Source organism: Mesobacillus subterraneus (assembly GCF_000934845.1).
Classification (GTDB): Bacteria; Bacillota; Bacilli; order Bacillales; family Cytobacillaceae; genus Mesobacillus; species Mesobacillus stamsii.
This window is the reverse complement of record NZ_JXIQ01000125.1, coordinates 1-14,302: the sequence shown is the minus strand read 5'-3', so window position 1 is coordinate 14,302 and position 14,302 is coordinate 1. Positions and strand designations below refer to the sequence as shown.

General features: G+C 45.1%; 12 protein-coding genes, 1 other RNA gene and 2 other annotated features (1 of these 15 cut by a window edge). Of the genes, 12 read left to right on the top strand and 1 reads right to left on the bottom strand.

The features are described from left to right. Positions 1–177 (top strand) — a binding site (T-box leader) (it extends 61 nt beyond the left edge of the window). Positions 178–256: 79 nt separating this feature from the next. From hisS to UB32_RS15435, 4 genes are all read left to right on the top strand, one after another. Further along, on the top strand, positions 257–1,534 hold the full coding sequence (gene hisS, locus UB32_RS15445) for a histidine--tRNA ligase (RefSeq protein ID WP_241768524.1): 1,278 nt from the start codon (positions 257–259) through the stop codon (positions 1,532–1,534). A gap of 13 nt (positions 1,535–1,547) precedes the next feature. Then, positions 1,548–3,323, top strand: coding sequence for an aspartate--tRNA ligase (aspS, locus tag UB32_RS15440; RefSeq protein WP_044395276.1), 1,776 nt, complete (start codon positions 1,548–1,550; stop codon positions 3,321–3,323). A 63-nt stretch (positions 3,324–3,386) separates the two neighbouring features. Further along, positions 3,387–3,573, top strand: a non-coding RNA gene (gene ssrS, locus UB32_RS19585) — 6S RNA. 260 nt (positions 3,574–3,833) lie between these two features. Then, positions 3,834–4,595 carry a tRNA threonylcarbamoyladenosine dehydratase gene (locus tag UB32_RS15435; protein WP_044395275.1) on the top strand — a complete coding sequence of 254 codons (762 nt, stop codon included), beginning with the start codon at positions 3,834–3,836 and terminating at the stop codon, positions 4,593–4,595. Between the two features lie 49 nt (positions 4,596–4,644). Here the strand turns inward: UB32_RS15435 and UB32_RS15430 are convergent, their stop codons facing one another. Beyond that, positions 4,645–5,919 carry a replication-associated recombination protein A gene (locus UB32_RS15430; protein ID WP_044395274.1) on the bottom strand — a complete coding sequence of 425 codons (1,275 nt, stop codon included), beginning with the start codon at positions 5,917–5,919 and terminating at the stop codon, positions 4,645–4,647. A gap of 212 nt (positions 5,920–6,131) precedes the next feature. On the opposite strand from UB32_RS15430, the gene cymR reads away from it, so the two are divergent. The 8 genes from cymR (at position 6,132) to UB32_RS15400 (ending at position 13,930) form a co-directional block, all read left to right on the top strand. Then, complete coding sequence (gene cymR / locus UB32_RS15425) at positions 6,132–6,554, top strand: cysteine metabolism transcriptional regulator CymR (RefSeq protein WP_044395272.1); 423 nt, start codon at positions 6,132–6,134, stop codon at positions 6,552–6,554. A gap of 36 nt (positions 6,555–6,590) precedes the next feature. Next, on the top strand, positions 6,591–7,745 hold the full coding sequence (locus UB32_RS15420) for a cysteine desulfurase family protein (protein WP_044395270.1): 1,155 nt from the start codon (positions 6,591–6,593) through the stop codon (positions 7,743–7,745). 29 nt (positions 7,746–7,774) lie between these two features. Further along, positions 7,775–8,890: a tRNA 2-thiouridine(34) synthase MnmA gene (gene mnmA, locus UB32_RS15415; protein ID WP_044395268.1), complete on the top strand. Its 1,116-nt coding sequence runs from the start codon at positions 7,775–7,777 to the stop codon at positions 8,888–8,890. A gap of 142 nt (positions 8,891–9,032) precedes the next feature. Beyond that, complete coding sequence (recD2, locus tag UB32_RS15410; protein ID WP_044395266.1) at positions 9,033–11,456, top strand: SF1B family DNA helicase RecD2; 2,424 nt, start codon at positions 9,033–9,035, stop codon at positions 11,454–11,456. An 82-nt stretch (positions 11,457–11,538) separates the two neighbouring features. Then, positions 11,539–12,015 (top strand): PRC-barrel domain-containing protein, encoded by a 477-nt coding sequence (locus UB32_RS15405; protein ID WP_044395264.1) that lies wholly within the window; start codon positions 11,539–11,541, stop codon positions 12,013–12,015. Positions 12,016–12,024: 9 nt separating this feature from the next. Continuing rightward, entirely contained in the window at positions 12,025–12,216 is a 192-nt protein-coding gene (locus UB32_RS19580) for a hypothetical protein (protein ID WP_084221870.1), read from the top strand. Between the two features lie 23 nt (positions 12,217–12,239). Continuing rightward, positions 12,240–12,374, top strand: coding sequence for a YrzQ family protein (locus tag UB32_RS19575; protein WP_084221869.1), 135 nt, complete (start codon positions 12,240–12,242; stop codon positions 12,372–12,374). A gap of 482 nt (positions 12,375–12,856) precedes the next feature. After that, positions 12,857–13,930, top strand: a complete 1,074-nt coding sequence (locus UB32_RS15400; RefSeq protein ID WP_044395262.1) for an AI-2E family transporter — start codon at positions 12,857–12,859, stop codon at positions 13,928–13,930. Positions 13,931–14,000: 70 nt separating this feature from the next. After that, positions 14,001–14,210, top strand: a binding site (T-box leader). The last annotated feature ends 92 nt before the right edge of the window (positions 14,211–14,302 follow it).

Below are 14,302 nucleotides of genomic sequence, written 5' to 3'. Positions count from 1 at the left end.
GCTGTAAGCATTTCTGCATGATGACCTGGTGAATGAACACTCCGGAGGGTTTTCTCTGAACATCGGCTCTTGCCGTCAATAGGAGAAGACGTCGCAGGCGTTAACTGTTAAAGAGGTAGTGCCAATAGGCGCTTCAATTAGGGTGGCACCACGGGAATATAAGCTCTCGTCCCTTGTTATTATAGCAAGGGATCGGGGGCTTTTTTTGCATTTTTTTCTTCATACATAAAGAACTTATGAAAAAGAGGGATGAACTTTGTCAAATCAAATCAAAATTCCACGCGGAACACAGGACATTTTGCCAGGCGACTCGGAAAAATGGCAGCTGATAGAGACGAAAGCAAGAGAACTTTGCGAAAGATACCAATATCGGGAGATCAGAACTCCGATTTTTGAACATACAGATTTGTTCCAGCGAGGCGTTGGCGATACGACAGATATCGTTCAAAAAGAGATGTACACATTCACCGACAGAGGCGGCCGGAGCCTTACACTGCGCCCGGAAGGAACAGCAGCCGCTGTCCGCTCTTTTGTCGAGCATAAAATGTTTGGTAATCCAAATCAGCCAGTAAAGCTTTATTATATCGGGCCGATGTTCCGGTATGAACGTCCTCAGGCAGGACGCTTCCGTCAATTTGTCCAGTTTGGCGTAGAAGCAATGGGAAGTGCCGATCCAGCGATCGATGCCGAAGTAATCTCACTTGCGTTGAGACTTTATCAAGAGTTGGGCCTGAAAAAGCTGAAGTTGGTGATTAATAGCCTCGGAGATAAGATAAGCCGTACAGCGCACAGAGAGGCACTAGTTACCCATTTTTCACCGCGGATTGGGGAATTCTGCACGGACTGCCAGAATCGCCTTGAAAAAAATCCAATGCGCATCCTTGATTGCAAAGCGGACCGTGATCACGAGCTGATGAGGTCAGCACCATCGATTATCGATTACTTGACGGATGATTCAAGGAACTATTTTAACAAAGTTACAACCTTTCTGACAGACATGGAAATTGAATTCGAAGTGGATGCCAATCTTGTGCGCGGTTTGGATTATTATAACCACACCGCATTTGAAATCATGAGCAATGCGGAAGGCTTCGGAGCCATCACCACGCTGTGCGGCGGAGGAAGATACAATGGCTTGGTCGAGGAAATCGGTGGTCCGGAAACACCGGGGATCGGTTTTGCATTAAGTGTAGAGAGGCTGATTGCGGCACTTGAAGCAGAAGGAGCTGAACTTCCGGTCAAGGAAGAAATCGATTGTTACCTCGTTTCACTTGGCGATGAGGCAAAAGATTATACGGTAGGTCTGCTTCACCAGCTAAGAATGGCTGGTTTCTCGGCAGAACGCGATTATCTTGACCGGAAAATCAAAGCTCAGTTCAAGGCTGCGGACAGGGTCAACGCCAAGTACGTGGCCGTTTTAGGGGAAAATGAACTGAAAGAAAAGAAAATCAATCTGAAGTCGATGGCGGACGGAGTTCAGATCGAAGTACCGCTTGAGAGCTTTATTGAAAAATTCAAGGAAATCTGCAGATAGTGGGGGAGTTTAGATGTTTGGAAGAACATATTTTTGCGGGGAAGTAACAGAAAAGGCAATCGGCGAAACGGTTACACTAAAAGGGTGGGTGCAAAAGCGCCGTGACTTGGGAGGGTTGATTTTTATCGACCTTCGGGACAGAACCGGTCTTGTCCAGATTGTGTTTAATCCTAAAGTGTCACCTGAGGCGCTTTCCATTGCCGAGAAGGTCCGAACAGAATACGTACTTGATGTGAAAGGGACCGTCCTTGCTCGCGATCAACGCAGCGTAAACGAAAACCTGAAAACAGGAACGATCGAAGTGCAGGTTGAGGAACTGACTATTATCAATGAAGCGAAAACAACACCGTTCATGATTGAAGACAAGACGAATGTATCAGAAGATGTACGTTTGAAATACCGCTATCTTGATCTACGCCGGCCGGTCATGTTCGAGACCTTTAAGATGAGGCATCAGGTGACCAAAGCGATTCGTGGTTATCTGGACGGCGAAGGGTTCCTGGATGTTGAAACACCAATTTTAACAAAGAGCACACCTGAAGGTGCTAGGGATTATCTCGTTCCAAGCCGTGTGCATCCGGGTGAGTTCTACGCTCTGCCACAATCTCCCCAGATTTTCAAGCAGCTGTTGATGGTTGGCGGCTTTGAACGTTATTACCAAATCGCCCGATGCTTCCGCGATGAAGATCTGCGTGCTGACCGCCAGCCGGAATTCACGCAAATTGACATCGAAACCAGCTTCATGAGCCAGGAAGAGATCATCGGTCTAACTGAAAAAATGATGCAAAAAGTCATGAAGGATGTAAAGGGAATAGAAGTGGAATTGCCATTCCCGCGGATGAGCTACCAGGAAGCAATGGACCGTTTCGGTTCGGACAAACCGGATACACGCTTCAGCATGGAGCTTGTCGATCTTTCCGATTTAGTGAAGGATAGTGAGTTTAAGGTATTCGCAGCGGCAGTAGCAGCAGGAGGCCAAGTTAAGGCGATCAATGTCAAAGGCGCAGCAGCAAATTACTCGCGCAAGGATATAGATGGCTTGACTGAATTAGTCGCTGTATATGGAGCAAGAGGCTTGGCTTGGCTGAAAGCAGAAGAAGATGGCTTGAAGGGGCCGATCTTAAAATTCTTTGACGAAGAAAAGCAGGCTGCAATTCAAGCCCGGCTGAACGTCTCTTCCGGTGACCTTTTGTTATTCGTAGCAGATAAGAAAAAAATCGTGGCAGATGCACTAGGTGCCTTGCGTCTGAACCTAGGAAAAGAGCTTGGCTTGATTGATCAGAGCAAATTCGATTTTCTCTGGGTAACAGACTGGCCACTATTGGAATTCGATGAAGATGCAGACCGGTATTTCGCTGCACATCATCCTTTTACCATGCCGGTTCGCGAAGATTTGCCAAAGCTTGAGAGTGACCCAGCCAATGTAAAAGCACAGGCATATGACCTTGTTCTGAACGGATATGAGCTTGGCGGTGGCTCGCTGAGGATTTTTGAAAGAGATATCCAGGAAAAAATGTTTTCCGTGCTTGGTTTCACAAAAGAACAAGCATATGAACAATTTGGATTTCTGCTAGAAGCCTTTGAATATGGCACGCCGCCTCATGGAGGCATTGCGCTCGGATTAGACAGGATGGTTATGCTGCTTGCAGGCAGAACCAATTTGCGCGATACGATCGCTTTCCCAAAAACAGCAAGCGCAAGTGACCTTTTAATGAACGCTCCTGATGCAGTAAGCGGCGCCCAAATGGAGGAATTACATCTATCGCTTAATGTTAAAAAAAACCAGTGAATCCTAACACCCTAGATTCTTGAAATTGCCTCAAGTGTGTGGTAATATAATATCAACAGCTGAAGAGTCCTGATGTGTTCGTTGTTTAACCTGAAGTTTTGACCTAACATCTATCCTTCGGGAGCACGAGTTTTCGGGCCGCGTAAATGCCTCTCACACGAGGACTTACAGAAACCTGGAACAGGGCACCCACCTGCTAAGAGCGGGTTCAAGACGAAGGCATACACGCGACGGCACGATTGGGACTCTTCCTACATACAAAAAAACCATGCGTATGCATGGTTTTTTTGTATGTAGGCCGCAGCTAGACAATCAATTCCAAGGGCTAAGAGTCTGTCCAATAAAAGGGTATCTTGCCCTTATGCAGGCAGTTGTTTTAGTAAAAAAACCCGAAATAGATAAAATTAGGGGAGTTGTGATTTCCAATTCGCTATAAATTGATCAATGGATATGTTATATTCGAAAGCAGGAATAGCAGTGACAGTGATTTTATAATTGGAGTGAATGTAGATGCTTCATCAATTTTCTAGAAATGAACTGGCCATCGGCAAAGAGGGCCTTGAGATAATGAAAAATAGTACGGTTGCCGTTTTAGGGATCGGCGGTGTAGGTTCGTTCGCTGCAGAAGCGCTTGCCCGGTCTGGAATCGGCAAGCTAATTTTAATCGACAAGGACGATGTCGACATCACAAATATCAACCGCCAGCTGATTGCGCTGCTTTCCACGGTCGGCAAGCAAAAGGTCGAAGTTATGCGTGACAGGATCATGGATATTAATCCTGATTGCGAAGTGGTAGCGCTGAAAATGTTTTATACGGAGAAGACCTACGAAGAGATTTTTGGCTACAACCTTGACTTCATCGTCGATGCCTCGGATACCATCTCCTATAAGATTCATCTGATCAAGGAAGCGATCAACCGTGGCATTCCGATGATTTCCAGCATGGGTGCAGCAAATAAAATGGACCCTACACGATTCCAGATTGCCGATATTTTCAAGACGCATACCGATCCGCTTGCGAAAGTCATCCGCACCCGCCTGCGAAAGGAAGGCGTTAAAAAAGGAATCCCCGTAGTCTTTTCCGACGAAAGCCCAATTGTTGTCAGAGAGGATGTGCAGAAAGAAGTAGGCAATAACAATGCTGAAATCCGTAAAGCACAGATGCCTCCTTCCTCCAATGCGTTCGTTCCCTCTGTTGCAGGACTTATCATGGCTAGCTATGTCGTCAGGGAATTGTTACGAGATATCGAGATTGAACGAGTAAACAGCTAAAGAGCAAGCGTAAAAACCGCACGAAGAAGCGGCAAGGTTTCCTAACCGCTTATTTTCTGTATCCAGTAATTTTCTCATAGATGGAGGCAATAGCCTGTTCAAACTTTCCGGTCTTTTTAGGTTGATAATACACTTTGTGCTTGATCCTATCTGGAAGATACTGCTGTTTTACCCAGCCGCCTTCGTAGTCGTGTGGGTAAAGATAGTCTAGGCCGCGCCCAAGGTCTTTGGCACCTTTGTAATGGGCATCCTTCAAGTGATCAGGCACTTCTCCGCTGATGCCCGAGCGGATATCAGCCAGTGCTGAGTCAATAGCAGTATAAGCAGAATTTGATTTAGGGGACAGGCATAACTCAATCACTGCATTGGCAAGTGGAATCCTGGCCTCTGGGAAACCGATCCTTTCGGCTGCTTCAATCGCTGCTAAAGTCCTTTGCCCTGCCTGAGGACTGGCCAATCCGATGTCTTCATAGGCAATAACCAGAAGTCGGCGATTGATGCTGACAAGATCACCTGCTTCAATCAATCTTCCGAGATAATGGAGAGCCGCATTTACATCGCTGCCCCGGATGGATTTTTGGAAACCTGAAAGAACATCGTAATGAGCATCTCCATCTTTATCGTGTGCCAGACTTTTTTTCTGCATGCATTCTTCTGCAGTAGTCTCATCGATATGGATGATTCCATCTCCATCGGGATTAGTGGAAAGGACAGCAAGTTCGAGGGCGTTCAAGGAACTTCTCACATCGCCGCCGGAGGCTGTGGCAAAATGGGAGAGGGCTTCTTTCGTCAGCTCTATTTTCTGGCTGCCGAGACCTCTTTCTTCATCGGCAATTGCCCTGTGCAAAGCCGTTTTTATATCATCTGGCTCAAGCGGCTTTAATTCGAAAATCTGGCATCTTGACCGGATCGCTGGATTGATCGCGTGATATGGATTGCTCGTTGTGGCACCGATCAGCACGATCATCCCATTTTCCAGATAGGGAAGCAGGAAGTCCTGTTTTGCTTTATCAAGCCGGTGTACCTCATCAAGCAGCAGGATGACTTTGCCTGACATCTTCGCCTCTGCAGCCACTATTTCCATATCCTTTTTATTGTTCGTTACCGCATTCAGGGACCTGAAGGCAAAATTTGTGCTTCCGGCGATCGCGTTGGCTATCGAGGTTTTGCCGATGCCAGGCGGTCCGTATAGAATCATCGATGACAATTGTCTCGCCATTACCATTCTGTTAATGATTTTTCCTTCAGCTACCAAATGAGCCTGGCCGATCACTTCCTCAATCGTCCGCGGCCTCATCCTGAAAGCAAGCGGTTTAAGGTTCATTGCTCATCCCTCCCTAACTGGGCAAATTCGTTTACCTATACAATACCATGAACAAGGGACTTGCGCATTGTTCCTGCCAGTTATGCTATAATGTCAAAAGCCTACCTATTGACTGAGGATTTTTGTTACTATATACCTTGTAAGCATGCTCTCGTGCATGTTTTAATCTAACAAATAAAGATCACCCCAATAATGGAACAGAGGTGTGCAAAATGAAAATTTCCACGAAAGGGCGCTATGGACTGACCATCATGATCGAGCTCGCCAAAAATTACGGCGAAGGTCCAACTTCGCTAAAGGCGATTGCCCAAGCGAATGATTTATCAGAGCACTATTTAGAACAGCTGGTTGCTCCGCTTAGAAATGCCGGATTGGTGAAAAGCGTTAGAGGAGCATATGGTGGATATATTCTTGGCTCTGAACCTTCGCATATCTCAGCAGGCGATATCATTCGAGTTCTCGAAGGCCCAATCAGCATTGTCGAAGGCATTGAGGATGAAGAACCCGCCAAGCGTGAATTGTGGACAAGAATCAGAGATGCCGTAAAAGATGTGCTGGACAATACCACGATTGAAGATCTGGCTAACCACACCGAACAAGTTGGCGAATCCGATGCTTATATGTTTTATATATAACGAAAAATCTATCTTCTAATAAGAGAGGGAAAAAGTTTGAATAGAATCTATTTGGACCATGCGGCCACTACACCGATGCATCCAGAAGTCCTGGCTGAAATGGTAAAAGTAATGACAACGGAGTTTGGAAATCCTTCAAGCATCCATCATTTCGGGCGCGAGGCCAGAAAAATCCTTGATGCTACTCGTGATGAACTGGCAAAGAGCATTGGGACAAAAGCGAATAATATTCTGTTCACAAGCGGCGGAACAGAAAGCGATAACCTTGCTGTTATTGGATATGCCGAACAAAACCGTGCAAAAGGACAGCATATCATAACTACACAGGTGGAACACCACGCTGTGCTGCATAGCTGTATGGAGTTGGAAAAGCGCGGTTTTGAAGTTACCTACCTCCCTGTCGATGAAAATGGCTATGTTAACATGAAGACATTTGACGATGCATTACGTGAGGATACGATTCTTGTTACTATCATGTACGGAAATAATGAGGTGGGCACAATCCAGCCGATCACAGAAATAGGACAACGCCTTGCTGAACACCAGGCTGTTTTTCATACAGATGCTGTGCAGGCTTACGGGATTGAAAACTTAGATGTGGAAGAGATGAAAGTAGATATGCTTTCCGTTTCGGCCCATAAAATGAATGGACCAAAAGGGATTGGTTTCGTTTATATCCGTGATGGAATAAAGCTGGCTCGCCAACTGTTCGGCGGAGAACAGGAAAGGAAGCGCCGGGCTGGCACAGAAAATGTCGCAGCCATAGCTGGATTCCGAAAAGCAGTCCAACTATCACAAATAGACCTTGATACGAAACGCATCTTCTATAGGGATTTAAAGAACCGTTTTATCAAAAGACTTGAAGATAGTGAAATCCACTTCCAGCTGAACGGATTGCTTGATTATACAATGCCGCATATTTTAAACTTAAGCTTTCCTGGTACAAATGTCGAAGCAATGCTTGTCAATCTGGACCTTGCTGGAATCGCGGCATCAAGCGGTTCAGCATGCACAGCAGGTTCCATCGATCCATCGCATGTGCTTGTGGCGATGTTCGGGAAAGAATCTGAAAGGCTGACAAACTCCATCCGCTTCAGTTTCGGATTACACAATACACAAGAACAGATCGACAAAGCAGCTGAGGATACAGCAAAAATTGTCCAGAGGCTGACGAAAAACAATGGAGCTTAAGGGTAGACTAGTAGAGGGAGGGGAAGCCAATGGAAAAATCACCGAAGGATACGAGAGTGGTGGTTGGGATGTCAGGAGGGGTTGACTCATCCGTCGCTGCACTGATTCTGAAGGAACAGGGCTATGATGTGATCGGCATCTTCATGAAAAACTGGGATGACACCGATGAATTTGGGGTCTGCACTGCTACGGAAGATTACGAAGATGTAATCCGCGTCTGCAACCAGATTGGCATTCCGTATTATGCAGTCAATTTTGAAAAACAATACTGGGATAAGGTTTTCACTTATTTCCTTCAAGAATATAAAGCGGGAAGAACGCCAAACCCAGATGTCATGTGCAATAAAGAAATCAAATTCAAAGCATTCCTTGAACATGCGATCAATCTTGGAGCAGATTTCCTTGCGACTGGCCACTATGCACGGGTGGAAGACCGGGACGGCGAGCGAAAAATGCTCCGCGGACTCGACGAAAATAAAGACCAGACGTATTTCTTAAACCAGCTGAATCAGCATCAGTTGGAAAAAGTACTATTCCCGATCGGCGATATGGAAAAGTCTCGTGTGAGAGAGCTGGCAAAGGAAGCAAATCTAGCCACTGCAGCGAAAAAAGACAGTACTGGCATTTGTTTTATTGGCGAAAGGAATTTCAAGGAATTCCTTGGGAATTACCTTCCAGCCCAGCCGGGAAATATGGAGACGATGAGTGGCGAGGTAAAAGGCATGCATGATGGATTGATGTATTATACAATCGGCCAGAGACAAGGGCTTGGAATTGGCGGTGCAGGCGAACCATGGTTCGTTGTAGGCAAGGACCTTGAGCGCAATGTATTGCTGGTGGAACAAGGATTTCATCATGATCTGCTCTATTCAGACAGCATTACGGCTGTGAATATCAGCTTCGTATCCGAAAAACCGAAGCCGAAAACATTTGAGTGCACGGCAAAATTCCGCTATCGCCAACCTGATAATGCTGTAACTGTAGAACTTCTGGACGATGGGACTGCAAAAGTGATTTTTACCCAACCAATCCGCGCTGTCACTCCCGGACAAGCTGTTGTTTTCTATGATGGAGAAGAATGTCTTGGCGGTGGAACAATTGATGAGATTTTCAAAAACGGAAGCAAGCTGACTTATGTCGGTTAATCCTGAATAATCCCCGGCGAGCCTGCTTCGCTGGGGATTATTTTGGGCAACTGCATAGCTGATTATGATATACTTAGCATGGAGAAAGGCGTGTTCAAAGCACAGTAAACGCGAATGAATCAGCGGAAAGGGGGAAGAAACTTTGGATAAGCAAGACTCTTTAGATTTGTTTGCAGAGCAGGGGAAATTCATGAAAGGGAAGCATTTAGTGACCATCTTTCACAATGAACAAAACCTGTACACCGTGCTAAGAATCAGGGTCGAAGAAACGAATGAACAATATGATGATAAAGAGGCAGTCATTACCGGGTACTTCCCCAAGGTTCATGAGCAGGAGACGTATACTTTCTTTGGTGAAGTAAAAGAACATCCGAAGTTTGGCGCCCAATTTCATGCAACGCATTTCAGGAAAGACCTTCCCCAATCCAAACAGGGAATCATCAGCTATCTATCCAGTGATCTTTTTAAAGGAATAGGAAAGAAAACAGCTGAAAAAATTGTCGAAACGCTTGGTGAAAAAGCGATTGCAAAAATAATTGATAATCCCTCCGTTTTGGATCAAATTCCGAAGCTGGCACCCGAGAAGGCAAAAGACTTGTATGATTCTTTGATGGAACATCAGGGCCTTGAACAGGTGATGGTCGCTTTGAACGAATATGGTTTTGGCCCACAGCTGTCGATGAAAATATATCAGGTATATAAAGAACAGGCGATTGAAGTGATCCAAAACAATCCTTATAAGCTTGTCGAAGATATTGAAGGCATTGGTTTTGGCAGAGCGGACGAGCTTGGAAGCCAGCTTGGATTGACAGGGAACCATCCTGACCGGATCAAGGCGGCTTGTCTTTATACATTAGAAAATTCCAGCATCCAAGGTGGACACGTCTACATGGAAGCGGAATCGCTGCTGGTCGATGTCAAAAAGTTGCTGGAAGACAATCAAAATTTTGAAATTGAATTTACGGAAATCTCTCAGGAAATCATCAAGCTAGGTGAAGAAGGAAAGCTGATTTCCGAAGAACAGAAAATCTATTTGCCATCGCTTTATTATTCAGAAAAGGGACTTGTCGCTAAGGTGAAGAAAATTCTTGACCAGACGGAGTATGAAAATCAATTTCCTGAATCGGAATTTCTGCTTGCACTCGGGAATCTTGAAGAGCGTCTAAACGTCCAATATGCTCCGAGCCAAAAAGATGCCATCCAAACGGCGCTGATGTCTCCTATGATGATCCTCACGGGCGGACCTGGCACAGGAAAAACGACTGTGATAAAAGGAATCGTTGAACTATATGGGGAATTGCACGGCTGTTCCTTAGATCCAAGAGATTACAAAAAGGAAGAGCCATACCCGTTTTTACTGGCAGCACCTACCGGCAGGGCGGCAAAACGAATGACCGAGTCCACTGGTTTGCCTGCAGTGACCATTCACAGACTGCTTCGCTGGAATGGTGCGGAAGGCTTTGAATATAATGAGGATCAGCCGCTAGAAGGGAAAATCTTGATTATAGATGAGACATCAATGGTCGATATTTGGCTTGCTTATCAATTGTTCAAATCACTGCCTGATAATATTCAGGTGATAATGGTCGGGGACGAAGACCAGCTTCCTTCAGTCGGCCCTGGCCAAGTCTTAAAGGATTTGCTTGATTCCGGCAGAATCCCGACCGTGAGACTTACGGATATTTACAGGCAAGCAGAAGGTTCCTCTATTATTGAACTTGCCCACCAAATCAAAAAAGGATTGCTTCCTGCTGACATTTCTGTCCAAAAATCCGACCGATCTTTTATCCAGTGTACAACAAACCAAATTCCTCAAGTAGTCGAAAAGGTTGTTGCTAGTGCTAAGAAAAAAGGTTATTCGCCAAAGAATATCCAGGTGCTTGCCCCAATGTACAGGGGACCTGCGGGAATTGACCGCTTAAACGAACTATTGCAGACGCTATTCAATCCGAATGCAGACGGAACAAGAAAAGAGCTTGCCTTTGGTGATATAAAATATCGAATTGGCGACAAGGTTCTCCAGCTGGTCAACCAGCCGGAAGCGAATGTATTCAACGGGGATATGGGCGAGGTTATCGCGATTTTTTACGCGAAGGAAAATGTCGAAAAACAGGATCAGCTAATCGTGTCATTTGACGGTATTGAGGTCACCTACAACAGGCCGGAGCTCTCGCAGATTACCCATGCTTATTGCTGTTCCGTCCATAAATCTCAGGGAAGTGAATTTCCGATTGTTGTCCTTCCGGTCGTAAAAAGTTATTACCGGATGCTGCGCAGGAATTTGATTTATACGGCCATCACAAGAAGCAAGCAATTTCTGATTCTTATTGGCGAAGAGGACGCCCTAAAAATGGGCATCGAACGCGGACAGGATAAGGAGCGGAATACGACACTTGTTGAAAAGCTCGTCGAGATGCTCCCGGAATGGAGCGGTAATCGCATAGATAGTAAAATTTTACCAGACGTAAATCGTAAGAACTATATGGGAATCGTTAAGAATGCAGACCCGATGATCGGAATGGGTAATTTGACTCCTTACGATTTTATGGAAGAAAATGAAGCATAATATTGTTTTGGAAAACCTTACACCGCATGATTAACCGATCAATCGCAAAACCTAAGAGTGTTCGGAAAGGCGGGACACACTTTTGCGGACATTTTCACGATTAAAGGGATTGCCTGTATTTGAATTGGCAAGTGGGCAAAAACTGGGCGAAGTATGTGATGTAAGCATTTCAAGCAATGGAACCGTAGTAGGCTTACTAGTTCAACGAGGTGGATTCATCAAGAAAACGTTTCAGGTCAAGATCGGAGAGGTTGCATCGTTTGGCTCGGATGGTCTAATGGTGAAGGATCAGTCAGTGTTGCAGCGTCTAGAGGCAGAGCCTGAATATACGTTTGAACAAAAGGAAGGACTGGCTGGCAAAATCCTGCTCTCTAGGGATGGAGAACAGCTGGGTTTATTGAACGACGTATATTTTATGGAAGAACTGGGCACGATTGTAGGGTACGAACTAACAGATGGCTTTTTTTCAGATATCATGAATGGAAAGCGTGTCGTCAAGACAACGGGTCCGCCTGCAATCGGAAAGGATGCCATCATCGTGACAGTGAAACAGAGATGAGGTGTCCTTATGTTAAGTTGCCCGAATTGCCAAAGCAAGGATATTGGCAAAATTGGCATCAACCAATATTACTGCTGGAATTGTTTCATAGAGCTGTCCTTGAATAATGGCCTGATCCATACCCATCAAGTCGAAGAAGATGGAACATTAAGCTCCCTTGACGACTTATTCGACGAAGATCAACGTCAATACGGCATATAAAAAAATCCGAAGAGGTGAAGCGCATGAACAAAATGTTACCCTCCGTTATCGCATTGGGTGCGGGTATGGCAGTTTATCGTTATGCTTCTAATAACAATATAATGTCTGGCAGGAAAATGAAGAAGCTAGGCAGAAAAATGTCAAAAGCATTTCTTTAACAAGTATAAATCCCCTGTATAGGATTACAGGGGATTTTTTCGACGGTTAACAAGATACAAGTTTGAACAAAGAGGTTGCCCGACGGCTTTAAGGTAAGAAATCCCATCCAATTTGCTGACAGTCTGATAAATTTCAAGCATTTTCTTCATGTGAAATCTCTTTCGAACCAAATAAGCCGTATTGGTGCCCAAAAAATCCAGAAATCGGGAAAAGAGGTAACCAATGAGCTGTATTAGTGCCCGAAAAATCCAGAAACTAGGAAAAGAGGTAACCAATGATCCATATTGGTGCCCAAATTGACCTTTTCACATAAATACACCTAGCATACGATCATCTCTGTTCTGATTAAATTCCGTCTCAAGGAGGAGAAGGAAACGGCGAGTAGAGAGGTGCTTGCCACTAGGAAGTTGCGACAATCTTTTTCTTAGGTATAATCCCTCTCCTTTCTCTCAAGAATAAACGAGAGGGAGGGCGACTAAAAGTGAATATCCAAATGAAATGGTACTACCGGCTTGGATTTCTTCTCCTTTTGTTTATTGTTCTGTTCGTTTTCATGAAGCTGCAAGCATTGTGGATTCCGGTGCTGCATATTGTTGGATCGCTGCTGATTCCATTTTTGCTAGCTGCTTTCATTACATATCTGCTTCACCCGATCGTGGAATCTCTTAACCAAAGGGGGCTGCATCGGGGACTATCAATTTTGATTATATATATTTTCTTTTTTGGCGGTGCTGGATTTGCCTTTTATAAAGGGATTCCCGCTTTAATCTATCAGCTGCGCGACTTAACAGAGAACGCTCCTGCTTTTGCCGAACAATATAAACAAATGGTCAACAATGTCGTAAACGAGACCTCGACATGGCCTGCAGGAATTCATGAAAGAATAGAAGATGGAATCAACAGCATGGAGCAGTGGCTGGACGATGTGCTTGCCGCAACGATGTCCTTTTTGATGGAAATTGTCAATTCTATTTTGACGATTGCGGTAATTCCGTTCATTGCCTTTTACATGCTTAAGGACTTCAAGGCGATGAAAAAAGCGGCGTGGTACATGACTCCAAGGCAATGGAGGCAGCAAGGTGCAAGATTTCTCCATGAAGTAGACAAGTCACTCGGCAGTTATATAAGAGGTCAGCTTCTCGTCTGCCTGATTATTGGCGTGCTCTCTTCCTTTTTTTTCTGGTTTGCAGGCATTAAGTACTCCCTCCTACTTGGGGCCATTGTCGGAATCACCAATGTCATACCGTATTTTGGTCCGCTGATCGGAGCGATTCCGGCTGTCATCATTGCCGCGACAATGTCCGTGAAAATGGTGCTCTTGTCACTTGTGATCGTCTTTTCGCTGCAATTTCTGGAAGGCAACATCTTGTCCCCGTTGATAGTAGGAAAAAGCCTGCACATGCATCCATTAATGATTATGTTCGCTTTGCTGGCCGGGGAAGAAGTGGGAGGCATTCTAGGACTTATTTTGGCAGTTCCTGTCCTCGTGATAATAAGGGCGGCACTGATTCATGCCAGAGATCATATCATTCATGAAAGAAGAAAGTTCCTCTGAGATAATTTTTTGCCAGGGACGTTTGACAAACGCAGTACTGCTATATATAATTCGGCTATAGATAAATATTCAAAAAATGGAGAAGGAACGAGTATGTTATAGTCCATCGACCAGAGAGGGATTCCTAGGCTGAAAGAATTCCCGGTGAAGGATAACAGAATGCTATTCCGGAGTGCAGGAAAAACCTGCCGTGAGCTGCGTTAAGGCGTCATTGAGAGATGGGCGTGATTTTTTGCGTTCATAATCAGGGTGGTACCGCGAGTAAGCTCTCGTCCCTGTCCAGGGATGAGGGCTTTTTTTGTTTAGGAAATTATAAAATTATTTAGTTGTGGCTAACTACTTGTGGTTTTCTTAATCCAGCTCCAGCGCCTA